Annotated in this window: 18 protein-coding genes and 1 pseudogene; 14 read left to right on the top strand and 5 right to left on the bottom strand. The window is 63.8% G+C overall.

Annotated elements, in window-relative coordinates:
- The first annotated feature begins 23 nt into the window (after positions 1-23).
- From AC1DCM_RS12865 to AC1DCM_RS12850, 4 genes are all read left to right on the top strand, one after another.
- Positions 24-1271 carry an MFS transporter gene (locus AC1DCM_RS12865; RefSeq protein ID WP_477518505.1) on the top strand — a complete coding sequence of 416 codons (1248 nt, stop codon included), beginning with the start codon at positions 24-26 and terminating at the stop codon, positions 1269-1271.
- Between the two features lie 112 nt (positions 1272-1383).
- Positions 1384-2235 carry an aldo/keto reductase gene (locus AC1DCM_RS12860; protein ID WP_477518518.1) on the top strand — a complete coding sequence of 284 codons (852 nt, stop codon included), beginning with the start codon at positions 1384-1386 and terminating at the stop codon, positions 2233-2235.
- Between the two features lie 36 nt (positions 2236-2271).
- The gene (locus tag AC1DCM_RS12855; RefSeq protein WP_477518504.1) at positions 2272-3129 is read left to right on the top strand and encodes an aldo/keto reductase; all 858 of its coding nucleotides are present in this window, start codon (positions 2272-2274) and stop codon (positions 3127-3129) included.
- 112 nt (positions 3130-3241) lie between these two features.
- Entirely contained in the window at positions 3242-4438 is a 1197-nt protein-coding gene (locus tag AC1DCM_RS12850; RefSeq protein WP_477518503.1) for an MFS transporter, read from the top strand.
- A 344-nt stretch (positions 4439-4782) separates the two neighbouring features.
- Here AC1DCM_RS12850 and AC1DCM_RS12845 read toward each other — a convergent pair whose 3' ends face one another.
- Together AC1DCM_RS12845 and AC1DCM_RS12840 are read right to left on the bottom strand one after the other, a co-directional pair.
- Positions 4783-5541 (bottom strand): SDR family NAD(P)-dependent oxidoreductase, encoded by a 759-nt coding sequence (locus tag AC1DCM_RS12845; RefSeq protein WP_477518502.1) that lies wholly within the window; start codon positions 5539-5541, stop codon positions 4783-4785.
- Between the two features lie 563 nt (positions 5542-6104).
- Positions 6105-6368, bottom strand: coding sequence for a hypothetical protein (locus tag AC1DCM_RS12840; RefSeq protein ID WP_477518501.1), 264 nt, complete (start codon positions 6366-6368; stop codon positions 6105-6107).
- 165 nt (positions 6369-6533) lie between these two features.
- Here AC1DCM_RS12840 and AC1DCM_RS12835 point away from each other — a divergent pair, with 165 nt between their 5' ends.
- Positions 6534-6674, top strand: a complete 141-nt coding sequence (locus tag AC1DCM_RS12835; protein WP_477518500.1) for a hypothetical protein — start codon at positions 6534-6536, stop codon at positions 6672-6674.
- A complete protein-coding gene (locus AC1DCM_RS12830; protein WP_477518499.1) occupies positions 6671-6916 on the top strand; it encodes a hypothetical protein in 246 nt (81 codons plus the stop codon). The genes AC1DCM_RS12835 and AC1DCM_RS12830 overlap by 4 nt, the downstream gene beginning before the upstream one ends.
- Positions 6917-6971: 55 nt before the next feature.
- On the opposite strand, the gene AC1DCM_RS12825 is transcribed toward AC1DCM_RS12830, so the two are convergent.
- From AC1DCM_RS12825 to AC1DCM_RS12815, 3 genes are all read right to left on the bottom strand, one after another.
- The gene (locus AC1DCM_RS12825; protein WP_477518498.1) at positions 6972-7808 is read right to left on the bottom strand and encodes an IclR family transcriptional regulator; all 837 of its coding nucleotides are present in this window, start codon (positions 7806-7808) and stop codon (positions 6972-6974) included.
- Between the two features lie 114 nt (positions 7809-7922).
- The gene (locus AC1DCM_RS12820; RefSeq protein WP_477518497.1) at positions 7923-8741 is read right to left on the bottom strand and encodes an HpcH/HpaI aldolase family protein; all 819 of its coding nucleotides are present in this window, start codon (positions 8739-8741) and stop codon (positions 7923-7925) included.
- Between the two features lie 96 nt (positions 8742-8837).
- A complete protein-coding gene (locus tag AC1DCM_RS12815; RefSeq protein ID WP_477518496.1) occupies positions 8838-10202 on the bottom strand; it encodes an MFS transporter in 1365 nt (454 codons plus the stop codon).
- A 348-nt stretch (positions 10203-10550) separates the two neighbouring features.
- Between AC1DCM_RS12815 and AC1DCM_RS12810 the strand changes: the two genes are divergently transcribed.
- From AC1DCM_RS12810 to AC1DCM_RS12775, 8 genes and pseudogenes are all read left to right on the top strand, one after another.
- Positions 10551-11948: an LLM class flavin-dependent oxidoreductase gene (locus AC1DCM_RS12810; RefSeq protein WP_477518495.1), complete on the top strand. Its 1398-nt coding sequence runs from the start codon at positions 10551-10553 to the stop codon at positions 11946-11948.
- A 27-nt stretch (positions 11949-11975) separates the two neighbouring features.
- A pseudogene (locus tag AC1DCM_RS12805) lies at positions 11976-13292 on the top strand (flavin monoamine oxidase family protein); the annotation flags it as partial.
- Complete coding sequence (locus AC1DCM_RS12800) at positions 13289-13807, top strand: flavin reductase family protein (protein ID WP_477518494.1); 519 nt, start codon at positions 13289-13291, stop codon at positions 13805-13807. The pseudogene AC1DCM_RS12805 and the gene AC1DCM_RS12800, both read left to right, overlap by 4 nt.
- A gap of 44 nt (positions 13808-13851) precedes the next feature.
- On the top strand, positions 13852-14433 hold the full coding sequence (locus AC1DCM_RS12795; RefSeq protein WP_477518493.1) for a flavin reductase family protein: 582 nt from the start codon (positions 13852-13854) through the stop codon (positions 14431-14433).
- Entirely contained in the window at positions 14430-14846 is a 417-nt protein-coding gene (locus tag AC1DCM_RS12790) for an ester cyclase (RefSeq protein ID WP_477518492.1), read from the top strand. The genes AC1DCM_RS12795 and AC1DCM_RS12790 overlap by 4 nt, the downstream gene beginning before the upstream one ends.
- Before the next feature lie 41 nt (positions 14847-14887).
- Entirely contained in the window at positions 14888-16468 is a 1581-nt protein-coding gene (locus AC1DCM_RS12785; protein WP_477518491.1) for an aldehyde dehydrogenase (NADP(+)), read from the top strand.
- Between the two features lie 91 nt (positions 16469-16559).
- The gene (locus AC1DCM_RS12780) at positions 16560-17345 is read left to right on the top strand and encodes a 2-keto-4-pentenoate hydratase (protein WP_477518490.1); all 786 of its coding nucleotides are present in this window, start codon (positions 16560-16562) and stop codon (positions 17343-17345) included.
- A 2-nt stretch (positions 17346-17347) separates the two neighbouring features.
- Positions 17348-18193: a fumarylacetoacetate hydrolase family protein gene (locus AC1DCM_RS12775; RefSeq protein ID WP_477518489.1), complete on the top strand. Its 846-nt coding sequence runs from the start codon at positions 17348-17350 to the stop codon at positions 18191-18193.
- The last annotated feature ends 52 nt before the right edge of the window (positions 18194-18245 follow it).

The following is an 18245-nucleotide window of genomic DNA, read 5'->3' as shown; positions in this document are numbered from 1 at the left end:
TAGTTCCTGAAAGGACGCCCCTCATGCCCACCACCGTTACTCCGTTGAATGCATCGACGGGAGAAGACACCGCGGATGATGCCGGCCTGCAGCGGCTCCCTCTGATCGTGTGGATGCTCGGCGTCGTTACCTTCGTCATGGGCACCACGGAAATGATCGTCGCGGGTCTTCTGCCTCAGGTCGCCTTCTCGCTAGATGTGACGATCGCTCAGGCTGGACTCCTCATCACCGTGTTCGCGCTGGGAATGGTGGTCGGAACGCCCATCATGTCGATCGCCACCCTGCGCCTTCCCCGCAAAGCAACGCTCATCATGGCGCTCCTGTTGTTCGCGGTGGCGCATGTCGTTGCCGCATCGACGGACGTGTTCGCTGTGGTGCTCGTTGCCCGCTTCGTCGCTGCGGTGGCCACCGGGACGTTCTGGGCCATCGGCGCCGTTGTCGCAGCCGCCGCTGCAGGGGCCGAGGCCGGCGCGAAAGCGATGGGCATCATGGTTGGCGGCGTCACCCTCGCAACAGTCATCGGCGTACCCATCGGTACCGCCGCCGGCCAGTTCCTGGGCTGGCAAGGCCCGTTCTGGGCACTCGCCGTACTCGCGGCTGCCTGCGCAGTCCTTCTGTGGAAGGTACTCCCCGGAGGCATCGTGGCGGACGGAGGGGCGAATCTTCGCGCCGAGTTCCGTCGGCTGCGCAATACCCGCTTGTGGTCCGTCTACGCGGCGACGGCGCTCATACAAGCGGCCTTCCTCGGCGTCTACAGCTACATCGCTCCGCAGCTGACCGAACGCGCCGGACTCGCAGCAGCGATCGTGCCACTGGTGATGATCGCCTACGGCGTCGGCGCACTGACCGGCACTACCATCGGCGGCCGCTTCGGTGATCGACACCCCTACACCGTGATCGGTGCCGCCGTGGCTGGTCTCATCGTCACAATGACGGTGCTTCTGCTCTGGGGCGGCAGCGCTCCAGTGGCCCTGGTGTTTTTCACCCTGATGGGCATGTTCGGGTTCGCCGCGAACCCGATCCTGGTCTCAGAAGCACTTCGCGCCGCGGGGCCCGACGGAGTTCTTCCCATCGCACTGAGCAACTCGTTCTTCAACATCGGCGTCGCACTCGGCTCCGCCCTCGGCGGCGTCGCGATCGCATCAACGCTCGCGGAGCAGGGCGTGCCAGCACTCGGCCTCACCCTCACGGTTGCCGCCGCAGTCCCATGCATCGGACTCGGCCTCACCGCGAAGAAGGCCCTGAGAGCCCAACGTCAAACCCTGAAGTGAATCGGATACTGATGATCGAGGAGCAAGCTCCTCAGCCCCGTTACCAGGGCTTGATGCAACAGAAACGAAGGAAACGTTGAACGAGACAATCACCCTCAACAACGGCGTGACCATGCCAGCCATCGGCCTCGGCGTGTTCCAGAGCGCCCCCGAGGAGACCACCGGCGCCGTTCGGACCGCACTGCAGGTCGGCTACCGCCATATCGACACCGCAGCCAGTTACCAGAACGAGCGCGAAGTCGGCGACGGGATCCGGGCATCCGGGCTCGACCGGAATGACGTGTTCGTCGAAACCAAAGTGTGGGTCAGCGACTACGGTCACGACGAAACGCTTCATGCGTTCGAGAAGAGCTCCCGGAAACTCGGCCTCGACCGAATCGATATGCTGATCCTGCACCAGCCCATGCCGCAGAATTTCGATCGCACCGTTGCGGCCTACAAGGCCCTCGAGGAGCTGCTGGCTGCCGGACGCGTCCGCGCCATCGGTATCAGCAACTTCATGCCGCATCACATTGTCGAACTCCTGAATCGAGTAGATGTGGTGCCGGCAGTGAACCAGATCGAGTTGCACCCGTACTTCACGCAGCCGGAGGTCCAGGCCGCGGACGCCGAACACGGCATCCTCACCCAGGCGTGGTCCCCGATCGGCGGAATCACCTTCTACCCGGGATGGGGCGAGGAGCGCAAGAACGTGCTCCACGACGACGCTGTCACGGCAATCGCAGGCCACCAAGGCAAGTCTCCGGCGCAGGTGCTGCTCCGCTGGCACCTGCAGCAGGGACGCTCGGTGATTCCGAAGTCCACAAACCCCTCGCGCATCGCCGAAAACTTCGATGTCTTCGACTTCACCCTCACGGAGCAGGACCTCGCCCGCCTGGACGCCCTGAACACCGGCGTGCGCGGCGGCCCGAACCCGGACGAGATCGATCCGTCCAGCTGGGGCTTGGAAATCCCCGAGACCTGACCAAGAGCACGAACGACCAGAGAAGGACAGCAAACCTTGTCAAACCACGTCCCCAACATCACGCTCAACAACGGCATCGAGATGCCTATCCTCGGCTACGGTGTCTACCTCATCCCGCCAGCAGAGACCGAAAAAGCGGTTAGCGACGCTCTGGAGGCCGGATACCGGTCCCTCGACACCGCCGCCGCCTATCAAAACGAAGAAGCCGTCGGACGAGCCATCGCGGCAAGTGGCATCCCGCGCAGCGAACTGTTCATCACCACGAAGCTCTGGATCCAGGACGCCGGTGATAAGAACACCGCCCTGGCCTACGAGCGGTCTCTTCGCAAGCTCGGCCTCGACTACGTTGACCTCTATCTCATCCATCAGCCGTTCGGCGACTACTACGGTGCCTGGCGGGCGATGGAGGACATCTACCGAAGCGGCCGGGCACGCGCCATCGGGGTGTCGAACTTCTACCCCGACCGGCTCATCGACCTCATCGACCACAACGACATCGTGCCGGCCGTGAACCAGATCGAGACGCACCCCTACTTCCAGCGCGGCATCGACCAGCAGATCATGGCCGACCGGGGGATACGGCCCGAGTCCTGGGGCCCGCTCGGTCAAGGGCAGCACAATCTCTTCGACGACCCCACCCTCACGGAGATCGCTTCCGCGCACGACAAGACGGTCCCCCAGGTGATCCTGCACTGGCTGATCCAGCGCGGCATCATCGTCATCCCGAAGTCCCTCAAGCCCGAGCGGATGCGGCAGAACATCGACGTGTTCGACTTCACCCTCACCGAGGACGAGATGGCCCGCATCGCCACACTCGACACCGGAGCCAGCCCGGCATTCGACCACCGCGACCCCGCCAGCGTCAGCATGCTCGGCAACACCCGCCTGACCTGACGGGCACGTCGGCACCGAGAACAAAAAGGAACTTCAACCGGCGGTTGAAGTTTGGGGTTTCCGACTTTTGTAGCCCTCAACTTCGCCCCTTTAGGATCTTGAGAGGATTAACTTGTCGGTAACAACATCTTCTTCGCGCTCCGTTGGGATGGCGCCGGGCGCGGCCCTCTTGTTCGCTATTGCCGCTGGCGCGGCAGTCGGCAACCTGTATTGGGCGCAGCCACTGCTGGCTACGCTGGCCGGCTCCTTCGGTGTTTCCACCGGCACAGCTGGCCTCGTCGTCACCATCACCCAGATTGGCTACGCCATTGGCGTGTTCTTCCTCGTGCCACTGGGTGACATCGTTAACCGGAAGCGCATGATCCCGGCTTTCATGCTCCTCTCCGCGGCGGCTCTCGCGGCCAGCGGACTTGCGCCGTCCTTTCCCGTCCTGCTCGCGACCTTTGCCCTTGTAGGACTTTCGACCGTGGCGGGTCAGCTTCTCGTTCCCCTCGCGGGGGATCTTGCCACTGACGAGCAGCGTGGCCGCGTGCTCGGAACGGTCGCTTCTGGTGCCGTCTTCGGGCTCCTGATTGCGCGTGCCGTCAGCGGTATCGTGACTGATTTCCTCGGCTGGCGCGCGATTTTCCTCGGAGCGGCCGGTCTCATGCTGATTCTGGCGGCTGTCATGGCGCGGTACTTGCCGTCCCTCACGCCCCGCGACGCGATCCCTTATCGGAAGCTACTCCTCTCAGTCCTTCGCACTGCAGCCCAGAACGCGAGGGTGCGGATTACCGCGTTTATGGGTGCTGCGACGATGAGCGTTTTCACGCTGTTCTGGACCGCGCTGACATTCCTCCTGGCCGGTGCACCCTACTCCTACTCGACCACGCAGATCGGTTTGATCAGCCTTGTCGGTATTGCTGGAGCGGTGGCCGTGCAGCGGGCCGGACGGCTATTCGACCGTGGCCTGGCGGTCCCGGCTATCGGCATGGGACTCCTTTTGGCTCTGGTTTCGGTCACCATCGTAGGGGTCGGTGCATCGTCTCTCGCCGCGATTCTCGTTGCGATCGCCCTGTTCTCGGTCGGTATTCAATCGGTCCAGGTTCTGGTCCAGACCCGAATGCTCTCCCTTGACCCGTCCGCCCGCAGCCGCCTCAACACCGTCCTGGTGGTCGGGAACTTCATTGGCGGCGCAATCGGATCTGCTCTCGCGGGGCTCTTGTGGTCCCTTGGTGGCTGGGTAGCCGTGATGACGGCCGCGGCCGGCATTATCGGCATCGCTCTCACAATTTGGTTCGCCCAACGCAAACATGGCTTGGCTGGCTAAACACCTTGCCAGTGCCACGAGCACGTTGCACCGCGGCGAGGAATACCCGATGTGGATTCCCGATGGGAGCAACACAACTCACAGATGGAGAGGGTGATGTGATGGAGGGTTTAGAAACCGCCGTACTCCTCGGTGTCACGGTGCTTGCCGGCGCGATCCTGGCCCCGAGGATCCGTGTCGCCGCACCCCTCGGAGCAGCCGGAATTGATCTAGATTTGTACGAAGTGTCAGCGGACTGCCCACCCACTAGCGCGGTGAACATTGGCTTCCCTTATTGCATGCTGCGTTGATCAGCCGCGACACGTTCCGCGGTGCTAGCGAGATGCCCTGGCACCCCAGATGGGCTAGAACGGCAGTGGAAGCTTCGCCGTCCGGCCGCCGTCCAGCGTGATGATCTCGCCGGTCAGGAATTCGGAGTTGTCGCCTGCCAGGAAGACAGCGAGGTTGCCGACGTCTGATGGGGTGCCCAAGCGGCCTGCAGGGTGTAGTTGATGCAACGACTTCCGGGCTTTTGCCACGTTTGGCTGCGAGGCCAGGTATGTCTCGCTGAGTTCTGATGTGATCCAGCCGGGGGCGATGGCGTTGCACCTGATATTGTCCTCGCCCAGGTCGAGGGCCAGGGCTTTGGTCATTCCGTGAATACCGGCTTTGGATGCGCAATAGGCCGCGTGGCCGGGGTTGGCCGCCATGCCTTCGATGGAGCCGACGTTGATGATGCTTCCGCCGCCGGCCGTGCGCATGTGCGGCAGAACCGCCTGGGCCAGGAACAGCGGCGCCCGCAAATTCAGCGCCATCATCCGGTCCCATTCCTGCGGCCGGATGCCCTCGACGGTCCGTTCGAACATAATCCCGGCGTTGTTGACCAGGATGTTGAGGCCGCCGAAGCGTGCAACAGCCTGGCCGACGACGGCGGGAAGAGCAGCGGTATCCGAGAGGTCCGCCTGGATGCCAAGTACCGCGGGGTGGCGTTCCAGTTCAGGGGCGACGGGCCGCCGCTGCACCACGGCCACCCGCGCCCCTTCTTCGAGGAAGCAGTCCACAATGCCCCGGCCTATCCCCTGTCCCCCGCCGGTCACCAAAGCCGTCTTGCCTTCAAGCTGCATGGCTGGCGATCAATCGGTTTCCGGGCTGGTGCAGAAGAAGCATCTGTTGGTGTCACAGTCATCGACAGCGGCTATTGCGCCTGTGTCGTTGAACTCTTCAGCGAAAATCGTGCCGGACATTGCTTACTCGCCGTACATCAGGCTGCTAAGGAAGCTGTCCAACTGCCGGCCAGCTACGGAATTATTTCTGTCCGCCGTACAGGGGCCTGCCTGCTCAAGGTACAGCCCCTCCCATGGCGAGCACTTCAGTTCTCCCGTTTCCAATGGGTCAGCGGCTTCTAAACGAGCGGCAGCTTCCATTGACGGCCACGAAGCCGGCGTGGACGGGGCGTGTGAACGTACCACGGCCCAGTTGCGGTGGCCGAAAGCGGTGAAAATGGCACGGTGGCCTATGGAAATTGACACGATCTCTTGCCTTCCTGCTGGCGGCTTCGGAACCACTGTGTCCCGGAGCCAAACTTGATATTGACTATTTAAGTTGAACGTCACGTTCGACAAATGAACGTAAAGACAGTGTGGCACACCTCACCCGAAGGGCGCAATGGCCTGGCGCCGGGAAGTTTTTATCCGGGGATTTCATTCTCGGCCACCACTACTACGTGGGGCTTGTCTGCGCCGCAGACCATCACCCGCCCCCTGCCTTCGCCCTGGATGATCCAGAAGACGCTTCGATCGCGGGCGAGCATGTCGATGTGCCCGAGCGTTGTGGTTCCATCCCTGCGGAACACCCGCACGGCGTCCCCGCGGGACAGCCTCGACCAGTCCGGGACGTGCGCGGGAGATTGAGGGCTGCGACTAATAGCGGAAGCCTGGGGGCGCGTATGCATGGTGGTAGTCCATTCGATGCGGGGTGGCAAAGGGGCGGCGGCGCTGCCTTGCAAAAGAAAGTGAGGAGGGCCACAATGAAGGTGTTCATTCAATGAACGTGACGTTCAATTTAGTACTCTTGTGTCTTCATATCAAGACCCCCGGCATCGACGGAGATGATGGACATGGAACGACGCGGAAAGACCATCACCGGATTCCGCCAGGTGGTGCTCCTGCGGGCCCTTCGCGGGCCGGCGCGGCCGCATGTCATGTGGGTCCAGGCCGCGGGCTACGAGCAGTCCCTCTTTCCGAGTATGGCGGGATGACTTTGCCTTACTGGCGCCAAAAGCGGAAGCAAAAGCCCCGCAGGGAACCAGCGGAGGTGATCAGGGAACGCGATGCACGCCGGACGGCGGCGCTGGCCCGGTGCGTCAGGGAAGTATGGGGCAGCAATGATCCACAGGCGTTGACGCACAGCCTGGTCGCTGAACGCGTGGGAGTGCCGGTCCAGTTCGTACGCTGGAAGTATCCGTCCATCGAGCACCTGCTCGCGATCGCCGAGGCCTAGGGCGGATGCGGGTGGACGTTCGGCCGGCGTGGTCTCGGGTAGCGGGGTATGACAGTCAGGAGTCGCCCGGCTCGAAGCCCAGAAGCGCCTTGGCAATGTCCTTGCCGGCCATTCGAAGATCTTTGATCGTGTCCGGCAGGCTGTCCGAGTTCAGCCGTTGCTCCGGTCCGTTGACCGACACGATGCCGACCAGGGCACCTGCCACGTCCCGGACCGGCAGCGCCACAACGAAGAGCCCTTCTTCGAGTTCGTTGTTAAGAAGGGCATAGCCGTGTTCGCGGATTGTATGCAGTTCGTGGATGAGCGCGTCCCGCTTGGTGATGGTGCTCGGCGTGTAGGCTTCCAGTTTCTTGGGCAGCGCCTCGATAACTTCCTCGTCGGTCATCTCTGCAAGCAGGAGCTTGCCCGTTGCACTGGCGTGCACCGGGTAGGTTTCACCGACGTACATGTTGACGTTCAGGTACCGGGAACCGGAGGCTTCGGCGATAACGTCATAGGCCAGAGCCTCACGCACCATGGCAAAGCTCAGGGTCTCCTTTAGCTTTGCCGCGTACTCCTCCAGGATGGGCTGTACCCTGGCCACCGCGCCGGTATACGGGTCGGCCAGCCGGCCCAGCCGTGCCATCTCCCAGCCGAGTGTGTAGCGGTTGTCGACCCGGTCAACAAACCCCGTTTGCTCCAGGCTCAGCAACAGGCGGAATGCTGTGGGGCGCGTCATCCCGACGGCCTGGGCCAGTTCGGTGACAGTGATACCAGCCCGATGCCGGCCGAGCTCACTGAGCAGGACGGTGGCCTTGATAACGGACTTGTTGGTGAGGTCTACTGCCTCCCCCGCCGCGGCATCGTCGCCGCCTGTTACCGCTTGTACGTCCTCGCCTGTTTCCGTTGCCACATTAAACCCCGGTTCCGTTCATGTCTGCTCAAGGCAATGGCGCCCCGACTGGCTGTCTCCACCATCCTATGCCTCTCTACAGAGCGAACGGGGCGTTCAGGAATCAGGACCACGTCACCCCGCTACAACTGATGCGGAGGCCTGTGCCACCAACCTGGCTGATGCCGCAAGGGCCTCACGTGCGGCGACGGCCAGCAGGCCGGTGTCCGACGCCGTGGGCATGAAGCGGAAGCCAAGGGTGATCATCTTTTCGGACAAAACCGGCTCGCCGGTGTAGATGCCGGGGACTACGCCGGCTTGGCTGCAGCGGCGGGCAACATCGGCGAGGATGCCGTCGGCGCCTTCGCCGGTGAGTTCCTCGAGCGTGATCCCCAGGCTGAGGGAGAGGTCATAGGGGCCAACGAAGACGGCATCGGGTCCGGTGGACAGGATGGCGTCAAGGTTTGCCAGACCGGCGGCCGTTTCGATCATGAGGATGCACAGTGCATCGTCCTGCTGGTTTCCCGGGACCGGTTTGGGGTAGCGGGGACTGCGGCGGGTGGGGCCGTAGCTGCGCTTTCCACGTGGAGCGAAGCGGGTGGCCGCTATCAGGGCCTCTGCCGTGGTTGCATCTTCCACGGTGGGAAAGATGATGCCGCCTGCGCCGGCATCGAGCACCCTGCCAACAGTGCCGGCCTCGTGCCCGGGTGCGCGGACGATCGACGGCACGCCAAACAGATGGGCAGCTTCGATCAGGGGCTGCAGTTCGGAGATTTCCGCACCGCCGTGCTGGCCATCGATACATATCCAATCGAATCCTTCGGCGGCCAGGATGTCTACCGCTGCCGGGTCCCGAAAGCTGACCCAGGCGCCCGGGTGGGTGCCGCCGTCGTCGATGTTCAGGCGGGGCGTGGGCAGGCTGGTGGAGTTGGCGCTTTCACCGTAGATCTTCATGGTGTCCCTTCGGCAGGTTTCGATGATGTTGGGCGTTAATACAGGGATGCCTGGCCGGGGTGTCCCGGCCAGGCGTCCACGGTGGTTGTTGGATGGTTAGTGCTGCAGGGCCGGCTTGCCCAGCGGCGCGGAGGTGTCGCTCAGGCTCAGGCCCTTGGTTTCCGGTGCAAGGTACTGCGAGATCACTGCCCCCAGCACGCAGATGCCTGCGGCGATCAGCATCGTGGCTCCCACGCCCAGGCCATCGACGGACAGGGGAAGGATGAACGTTCCCGCCGCTGCGCCGATCCGTGAGAAGGCGGTGGCGAAGCCGACGMCGGCGCCGCGGATTTCGGTCGGAAAGACCTCGCCGGGATAGACGCCGGTCAGGGCCGTTGAGACGGCGTTGAAGAACGAGAAGATGATGAAGCTGATCAGGATGATCATCGGCGACATGTGGGAGAACAGGCCGATGACAACCAGGGCGGCGGCGGCGATCCACATGGGCGGGATGGACAGTTTGCGGCGTCCCACTTTTTCAATCAGAAACATCGCGGCCAGGGAACCGGCCACCACGACGCCGTTGAGCACCAACGCACCTGCCAGGCCGTCTTCGACCCCCAGGCTCTCCAAAACGATGGGCGCGAAGGTGGCGATGGCGAAGTAGGGGGTGACATTACAGACCCAGTACATGCAAACGAAGATCGTGGAGTTTCGGTACTGCGGGGAGAAGAGCTTGCCGAAATTCGGCTTCTCGGACTTCTCGTGCTCCAGATCCTTGACGTCCGCGTCCTCCATGAACTGGTGGGCGATGGCAAACGCTTCCTCACGACGCCCCTTGCTGAGGAGCCAGCGCGGGGACTCGGGCGATCCCAACCGGAGCAGGAACACAATGAGCGACGGCACGGTGCTCATGCCCAGGATGATGCGCCAGTCGGCGTGGATTGATGTGGACATGTAGTAGCCCACGGCGTAGGACAGCAGGTAGCCCACGTACCAGGCAACCTCCTGGAATGCCATGAGTTTGCCGCGCAGCCTGGCTGGTGAGAATTCGACAAGAAGGGGCCAGCCGATGGCGTAATCGGCCCCGATTGCCATGCCCATGAGCAGGCGGATGACAAAGAGCTGCCATGCGTCCGCCACAAAGAACTGGGCGGCGGAACCGACCAGGAAGATCGCGAGGTCGACAATGAACATCGGTTTGCGGCCGACCTTGTCCGCGAGGTAGCCGCCGATGGGGCCGCCAAAGAAGATGCCAATCAGGGCAGAAGCCCCAATAAGCCCCTGCATAGTGGCGGACAGGCTCAGGTCAGCCGTCAGGGCCGGCATGACCAGGCCGATGCCGCCCAGGATGAAGCCGTCAATAAACATACCGCCGGCGATCACACCGCTGAGCTTGATCAGGAACTTCTTTTTTTGTGGGTCTTGCGGAGCCGAGGATTGCACGGGCAGCCGGCGGGAAGGTGTTACAGATGGATTCACGATGGACTTCCTTGTAGATCGTGCTGCTGGGGAGGGACGCAGGCGCTGGTTGAGTCAGCGCGAAGAGGAGATTCGGGCCGAATGGCTAAGCCCAGGGGCCGTTCATTTCTCGAACGTCGTGGTCAAAAATATGGCATAGGCCACAGTGGCTGTCAAGAGTTATACCTCAGCAAGTCTCTCCGCTCCCGCCGGACGCGGGTCGCCCCCGGCGGCTACACCCCGTGGTTGTGACTGCCTCTTGACAGTGAGCTGGCTTACATCCTAGATTGAACGCAGTGTTCAGCAGTTGAACGTCAATCATCCCAGTTACGGCTTTGTCCGGCACGAGTCCAAGGAAGCACCGCTGCCATGAAAAACGAACCTCTCAGCCTTTTCGCTTTTGACGTCTTCGCCCCGTCCCACCTGACTTCCGGGTCGTGGCGGAATAAAGCGGACCAGGGCTACCGCTACACTGATCTGTCGTACTGGACCGGCATCGCGCAGATGTTGGAAAAGGCCGGCTTCGACGGGATCTTCTTCGCCGACAACGTCGGCTACCACGACGTTTACCGCGGAAACGGCGACGCCGCCCTCCGCGACGCCGCACAGTTCCCCATCAACGACCCCACCGTGTTGATCAGCGGTATGGCGGCGGTAACGAAGCACCTTACGTTCGGGGTCACTGTTTCGGCCACCTATGAGCCGCCGTACCTGCTGGCCCGGAAGTTCAGCTCACTGGATCACCTCACCTCAGGCCGGGTCGGTTGGAACATCGTCACCTCCTACTCCGAGGCCGCCGCCCGCAACCTCGGCAAGCAGCAGCAGCTCACCCCTGCTGAGCGGTACGACATGGCGGACGAGTACATGGACGTGGTGTACAAGCTCTGGGAAAGCTCCTTCGAAGAGGACGCCGTGGTCCGCGACCCGGAGTCTGCAACTTACATCGACCCCGCCAAGGTGCACCCCATCGAGCATGCAGGCGAGCACTTCACGGTGCCCGGTTTCCACCTGTGCGAGCCTTCCCCGCAGCGCACCCCGGTCCTGTTCCAGGCCGGTTCTTCCGCCAGGGGCATGGAGTTCGGTGGGAAGCATGCCGAGGCCGTCTTCATCCAGAGCACATCCGTGGAAGGCGCGAAGCGCAGCGTTGCCAAGCTCCGCCAGGCCGTCTCCGACGCCGGCCGCGACCCGCGCGACGTCAAGATTGTCATCCTGCTCACCGTGGTGGTGGCGCCCACGGACGAGGAAGCCCAGGAGAAGTACCAAAAGGCCGTGGACAATGCACCCATCGACGCCGTCCTGGCCCGCTTCAGCGGCTGGACCGGAATCGACATGGCCGAGTACGAGCTGGACACCCCCCTGCGCTCTGTCGGCACCAAGGCAGGGCAGTCCATGGTGGACATGTTCTCCAAGGCCGACCCCGACCGCGACTGGACCCCCCGCCAGATCGCCGAGTTCCTCGCCGTCGGCGGCACCGGATCCACGATCATCGGCTCCCCGGAAACCGTCGCCGCGGAACTGCGCCGCTGGCGCGACGAGGCCGACATCGACGGCATCAACCTCAGCTACATCACCAAGCCCGGCGGCTGGGAAGAGTTCATCGAACTCGCTCTGCCGGAACTGCGCGCCCAGGGCATCATCGCCCCGGCCCGCGCCGAGGACCAGGAACCGGTCACCCTCCGCGAGAAGCTCTTCGGCCAGAAATACACGCTGGACGGCCACCCAGCCACGGCCCAGCGCGCCAAGCACCTCAGTGAGGCCGCCCGCTAGACGCGGCACCGCACAACGGAATCATCACCTAAGGATCTTGTAATGACTGAACAAACTGACGTCGTCGTCATCGGCGCCGGCCTGGCCGGCCTCATCACCGCCCGTGAACTCGGCAACCGCGGCCACAACGTGGTGGTCCTCGAAGCCAGGGACCGCCTGGGCGGCCGCCTGTACACCGAGCGCCGCCTCGGCCAGAACCTCGAACTCGGCGGAAACTGGCTGCACTGGACCCAGCCCCATGTCTGGGCAGAGGTCACCCGCTACGGACTCGAGGTTTCCCGCGGCCCCCGCTCGGAAGAAACCTACTGGCTGGCCGGCAACGAGGTGCGCCGCGGCAACCTGGACGACTTCATGAAGCTGATCGACCCCGGCATGACCCGGCTGCTCGAAGACACCGTGAAGTGGCTCCCCCGCCCGGACGCCCCCCTGACGGTCGAGAACCTGGCCGAGGCGGACCAGTACAACCTGCAGGAAATGCTGGACAAACTGGACCTTTCCGAGGACGAGCGCAACGCCAACGAAGCCGCCTGGGTGGGCCATTTCAACGCACCCCTGAACCAGTGCGCCTATGTCAACGCCCTGCGCTGGACATCCGGCTCCTCCGGGCACTGGCACCTCATGCACGAGGCCTCGGCAATCTACCGCCTGAAGAACGGCAATGACACCTTGGTGAACGCGATCGCCGAAGACACCACCGCGGACATCCGCCTCAACGCCCCAGTCAGCGCCGTCCGCCACGACAGCAACGGAGCAACCGTCCATTACGGCGCGGGCCAGGAAATCCACGCCAAGAAGGTGGTCATCACCCTGCCGCAGAACGTGCTGCACAAGCTCGACGTTCAGCCTTCCCTCTCCGAAGGCAAACTCGCACCCAGCCGGGAAAAAACCGCATCCCAGGGCGTCAAAGCCTGGATCCGGGTCAAGGGTCCCATCAAGCCGTTCTTCGCCTACTCCGCCCAGGACAAACCGCTCTCCGTGATCCGTACCGAATTCGTCGGCGACACCGATGCCGTGCTGGTGGGCTTCGGTGCGGACGCCAACCGTATCGACGTCACCGACATCAACCAGGTCCAGGACGCGATCAAGGTCTGGCGCGACGACCTGGAAGTCCTCGAGGTCACCGGACACAAGTGGGGCGAAGACCCCTACGCCGAGGAAACCTGGCAGATCCAGCGTCCCGGCCAGCTCACCAAGTACCACGCCGCACAGCAGGCCAGCGAAGGCGCCCTGCACTTCGCCAGCGGCGACATCGCCAACATCTGGGCCGGATTCTTCGACGGCGCCGTCGAAAGCGGCCTGCGCGCGGGCCGCACTGTCCACGCAGAACTGAAGGAACAGCCATGACCGCCACCGCCATTGCCCCCAGGACCATCGACTCCGACCGATACCGGGCCGTCATGCGGCACCTGCCCACCGGCGTCGCGGCCATCTGCTCCACAGATCCCGTGACCGGCAGCCAAAACGGCATGATCGTAGGAACGTTCGCGTCCCTGTCCATGGAACCGGCGCTGGTGACCTTCAGCGTGATGCACTCCTCCACGAGCTGGCCGAAAATCGCCGACGCCGGGACCTTCAGCGTCAGCCTRCTCGCCGAGGACCAGCAACAGGTCTGCCGGGCACTGTCCGCCAAAGGCGAGGACAAGCTCAGCTCCGTTGCATGGTCCGAATCGGACTGGGGCACCCCGCACCTCCACGGCTCCCTCGCCTGGTTCGACTGCCGCATTGAACAGCAGTTCACCGCCGGTGACCACATCGTCGTCATCGCCAGCGTGCTGGACATGACACCCGCTGAGCGGGCCTCCGCCCCGCTCATCTTCCACGGCGGCCGCTTCGGAAGCTTTCGCGAAACCGCCTCCTAATCCGCACTGCCTGGTCGCATCTACCTGATCAAGGAAACCCTGACATGGATATCACCCCAGCCGCTGAAAAAACTCCCGACAGCGACATCACCCCGGCCCTCTACCGCCAGATCCTGGGCAAGCTGCCCACCGGCGTCACAGCCATTACCGGCATCAACGACGATAACGAAAAGCTCGGCCTGGTGGTCGGCACCTTCCAGTCCCTCTCCCTCGAACCGCCCCTGGTCATGTTCTGCGTGGACAAGTCATCCTCGAGCTGGCCGAAACTGCGCAAACTGCAAAAGTTCACGGCCAACATCCTCTCCGACGACCAGATCAGCATCTGCCGGTCACTGTCCAAAAAAGGACCACAGAAGTTCGAGGGCCTCCCCTGCGCACCCGGCCCCCTCGGCACGCCGCACCTGGATGGTGCCACCGCCTACATTGACTGCATGGTCACTGCAGAAGTCGTCGTGGGAGACCACTACATGGTCGTGGGCGCGATCACCAACATGAGCGAAGGATACGGTGACGCGCTGCTGTTCCGAGGCGGCAAATTCGGGCAGTACCTCCCCATCGAAATCCCGGCGCCCGAAAGCGCAGCACCGGCCGCACCGCAGTCAGTACCAGCAAGGAGCGCATCATGACCCGAAGCGAAGCCATCCTCAAAGCCTGGAACGGCGCCTGGGGTGACGGTGATCTCGCAGCTTTCGAGAACATTCTGGCAGCGGGTTATGTCCGGCGGTCCAAGTCGGGCAGTGAAGACTACGCGAGCCTTAGGAAGACCATCGAAGCCATGCACACTGCGTTTCCCGATTCCAGCACCGAGATCCTGGACATCGTGGAGGACGGCAACAAGGTGGCAGTCCATTGGAAAACGACAGGCACGCACCAGGGCGAGTTCATGGACGTCCCCGCCACCGGCCGCAGCGTCAACGTGACCGGCGCATCGTTCCTGCGCTTCGAAAAAGACAAGCTCGCCGAGGAATGGGTCATTTGGGACCCCCGCGAACTGCTCTCAGCACTCGGAATCTGGCACCTGGGCCCAGGAAACGCCTAGCCACCCCCGACCCACTTTCTACTGCCCCGGAAGGCAACCTCATGACACTTCACGGACACTCCCTGATTGCCGGAGAAACCACCGCCGGAACCACCGGAACCACGAACGGCATCAACCCGGCCACCAACGAAGCACTGGAACCCACGTACACGCTGATCAGCGAAGACCAGCTGCGGGCTGCAACCGAAGCCGCCGCTGACGCCTTCGGTTCCTTCAGCGCACTGGACCCCGAACAACACGCACGCTTCCTGGACGCCATCGCCGAGAACATCGAAGCAATCGGTGACGAACTGATCGAACGGGCCTCCACCGAAACCGGCCTTGGCCTGGACCGGCTCCGCGGCGAACGGGCCCGCACCGTCGGCCAGCTGCGACTGTTCGCCGACGTGGTGCGCCAGGGCGACTTCCGTGGCGTGCGCATCGACCCAGCCATCCCCGACCGCGCGCCCCTGCCCCGTGCCGACATCCGGCAGCGCCAGATCCCATTGGGCCCGGTTGCCGTTTTCGGAGCCAGCAACTTCCCGCTCGCATTCTCCGTCGCCGGCGGTGACACCGCCTCCGCGTTCGCCGCCGGCTGCCCCGTGATCGTCAAGGCCCACAACGCCCACCCCGGCACCGCCGAACTCGTCGGCCAAGCCATCGTCAAGGCCGTCACGGACCTGGGCCTGCACCCGGGTGTGTTCTCCCTGGTATACGGATCCGGCGCGAGCATCGGCCAGGCCCTCGTGGCAGACCCGAACATCAAGGCCGTTGGCTTCACGGGCTCCCGCTCAGGGGGCACAGCCCTCATGCGCACCGCTGCCGCACGTGTGGAGCCCATTCCCGTCTATGCCGAGATGTCCTCCATCAACCCGGTCTATGTGTTCCCGGGCGCACTGGAGGCCGACGCAGAGGCCCTGGCAAAGCAGTACGTCACCTCGGTGACCGGCAGCTCCGGACAGCTGTGCACCTCCCCCGGCCTGGCCTTCGTCCCCGCAGGCGACACCGGCGACCGGTTCGCTGCCGCCGTCACAAAGGAAATCGCTGCACTCTCCGGGCAAACCATGCTCAGCGGCGGCATCGCCTCCGCATGGCAGCACGGCCACGACGCACTCGAAGCAGAGACCGACGTCGAGCTTCTCGGCCGGGGCCAGAAAGGCCCCGGCGAGAACGCACCGGCACCGGCCGTGTTCAGCGCCGACCTGGGCGTCTTCACCACAAACCCGGTACTGCACGGGGAAATCTTCGGCGCTGCGTCCCTGGTGGTCCGCTACAAGGGCATCGATGACCTGGTCGAAACAACCAACAAGCTTGACGGCCAGCTCACCGCATCCCTCCACATCACGGAAGAGGACTACGCCGCCGCCGCACCGCTCATCCCCGCCCTAGAGCGGAAAGTAGGCCGGATCCTCATCAACGGCTGGCCCACCGGCGTCGAAGTCGGCCACGCCATGGTCCACGGCGGCCCCTACCCCGCCACATCCGACTCGAAAACGACCTCGGTTGGCACCCTGGCAATCGAACGGTTCCTCCGCCCCGTGGCCTACCAAAACTTCCCGGAGCAACTGCGTCCGGCGCCCCTGCAGGACGCGAACCCCTGGCACGTCAACCGCCTCATCGACGGCAAGCCGGAACACAACTAGGTCCTGCCGCTCCCCATCTTCCGGCCCCGGGCACGCCTCACGCAACGAGTCGTCCGGGGCCGGAACCCCAAACACACAGAACTGAGGAACCATGTCCACCATCACTCTCGACGACGTCGCCGACACGCTCCGCACCGCGCGGCTTCAGGGCCAGCCCGTACCGGCTCCGACCGAGACCTGGCCCGCCCTGGACGCGGACGCCACATTCCAGGTCCAGAAGATCAATGTCGAACACGCGCTGGCCGGCGGTGACCGGCTCGTCGGCTACAAGCTCGGAAACATCGCCAAGGTGATGCAGGACGCGTTCGGCCTTGACCAGCCGGACTACGGCCACCTGCTCGCCGGCCTCTTCGAATTCGAGGGCACCACGCTCAAGCGGGACAACTTCATTGCACCCTACGTTGAACTCGAACCGGCCTTCGTGCTCCGCTCCCGCCTCGGCGGCCGGAACACCACGATCGCGGACGTCATCAACGCCGTTGACTACGCGCTGCCCGCCATCGAAATCATCGACTCCCGCGTGAAGGACTGGGCCATCGGCCTGCCGGACACCTTGGCGGACAACGGCTCCACCGGCGCTGTCATTCTCGGTGGCACGCCGCGGAAGGTCACCGATCTGAACCTTCGCGACACCCGCGGTGTCCTGACCTTCAACCACCGCGAAATCATTTCCGGCACCACCGGAAACATCCTCGGAAACCCCCTCGCCGCCGTCGCTTGGCTGGTGAACCGCCTCGCCGACTACGACGTGGAGTTCGAAGCAGGCCAGGTCATCCTTCCCGGCAGTTGCCTCCAGGCCGTTCCCATGAACGAAGCCGGACGCTGGTCCGGGACCTTCGACGGCTGGGGCACCGTGGAATTCGACGTCTCGGCCTGACCATGCGCCTGGCCAACATCTCCGGACGCCTCCACCTGGTCACCCCGGATGACCACGTCATCGACGTGGCGATGGAAACCGGCGGCCACTTCAGCCCCCGGATCCAGGACTGCTACGAGCGCTGGTCAGAGCTCCGCAGCGTCGCCTACACATTGGAGCAATGGCGCGGTACCCCCCTGGCCGACGTGCCGCCCTCGTCTTTTGGAAACCCCGCGCCGCAACCCCGGCAGGTCTTCGCGATCGGGCTGAACTACGCCGCCCACGCCGCGGAAGCCTCGCTGGCCGTGCCCGATGACCTTACGGTGTTCACCAAGTTCGTCACCGCCCTGACTGGTCCCCACGGGACCATCACCCTGCCGGCCGGCACCGTTGACTGGGAAGTGGAACTCGTCGTGGTGATGGGCCGCGGCGGGACGAGCATTCCTGCCGAAGAGGCGTGGAAGTACGTGGCAGGCGTTTCCGTGGGCCAGGACCTCTCAGAGCGGACTCTGCAATCATCCGGGCCGGCGCCTCAGTACAGCCTGGCGAAGTCGTTTCCCGGGTTTGGACCCATTGGGCCGCTGCTGGTAACCCCCGACGAGTTTGAGGACCCGGACCGGATCGAACTGGGCTGTTCCATCAACGGCGAAGAAGTCCAAAAGGGAAACACCGGGGACATGGTGTTCCCGGTGCCCGAGATCATCGCCCGCCTTTCACAGGTGACACCCTTGCTGCCCGGCGATGTAATTTTCACCGGCACGCCACCCGGCGTGGGCGTTGGCCGTACCCCACAGCGCTTCCTTAAACCGGGTGACGAGCTGCTCACCTGGGTGGAAGGTGTGGGCGAAATGCGGCACATGATGCAGTAACGGGCAAAAACAGTAAGCGGGCTGCCAGTCCTTTTAGGGCCGGCAGCCCGCT

The organism is Paenarthrobacter sp. 10N417, from assembly GCF_056394745.1.
Note: the sequence above shows the minus strand (reverse complement) of the source record. Positions and strands in the feature narration are given on the sequence as shown.

Coding starts and splice junctions, on each gene's coding strand:
- AC1DCM_RS12785 (WP_477518491.1), top strand. CDS start 14,888: ATGACACTTCACGGACACTCCCTGATTGCCGGAGAAACCACCGCCGGA.
- AC1DCM_RS12795 (WP_477518493.1), top strand. CDS start 13,852: ATGGATATCACCCCAGCCGCTGAAAAAACTCCCGACAGCGACATCACC.
- AC1DCM_RS12830 (WP_477518499.1), top strand. CDS start 6,671: ATGACTTTGCCTTACTGGCGCCAAAAGCGGAAGCAAAAGCCCCGCAGG.
- AC1DCM_RS12845 (WP_477518502.1), bottom strand. CDS start 5,541: ATGCAGCTTGAAGGCAAGACGGCTTTGGTGACCGGCGGGGGACAGGGG.
- AC1DCM_RS12820 (WP_477518497.1), bottom strand. CDS start 8,741: ATGAAGATCTACGGTGAAAGCGCCAACTCCACCAGCCTGCCCACGCCC.
- AC1DCM_RS12810 (WP_477518495.1), top strand. CDS start 10,551: ATGAAAAACGAACCTCTCAGCCTTTTCGCTTTTGACGTCTTCGCCCCG.
- AC1DCM_RS12840 (WP_477518501.1), bottom strand. CDS start 6,368: ATGCATACGCGCCCCCAGGCTTCCGCTATTAGTCGCAGCCCTCAATCT.
- AC1DCM_RS12790 (WP_477518492.1), top strand. CDS start 14,430: ATGACCCGAAGCGAAGCCATCCTCAAAGCCTGGAACGGCGCCTGGGGT.
- AC1DCM_RS12775 (WP_477518489.1), top strand. CDS start 17,348: ATGCGCCTGGCCAACATCTCCGGACGCCTCCACCTGGTCACCCCGGAT.
- AC1DCM_RS12865 (WP_477518505.1), top strand. CDS start 24: ATGCCCACCACCGTTACTCCGTTGAATGCATCGACGGGAGAAGACACC.
- AC1DCM_RS12835 (WP_477518500.1), top strand. CDS start 6,534: ATGGAACGACGCGGAAAGACCATCACCGGATTCCGCCAGGTGGTGCTC.
- AC1DCM_RS12860 (WP_477518518.1), top strand. CDS start 1,384: ATGCCAGCCATCGGCCTCGGCGTGTTCCAGAGCGCCCCCGAGGAGACC.
- AC1DCM_RS12780 (WP_477518490.1), top strand. CDS start 16,560: ATGTCCACCATCACTCTCGACGACGTCGCCGACACGCTCCGCACCGCG.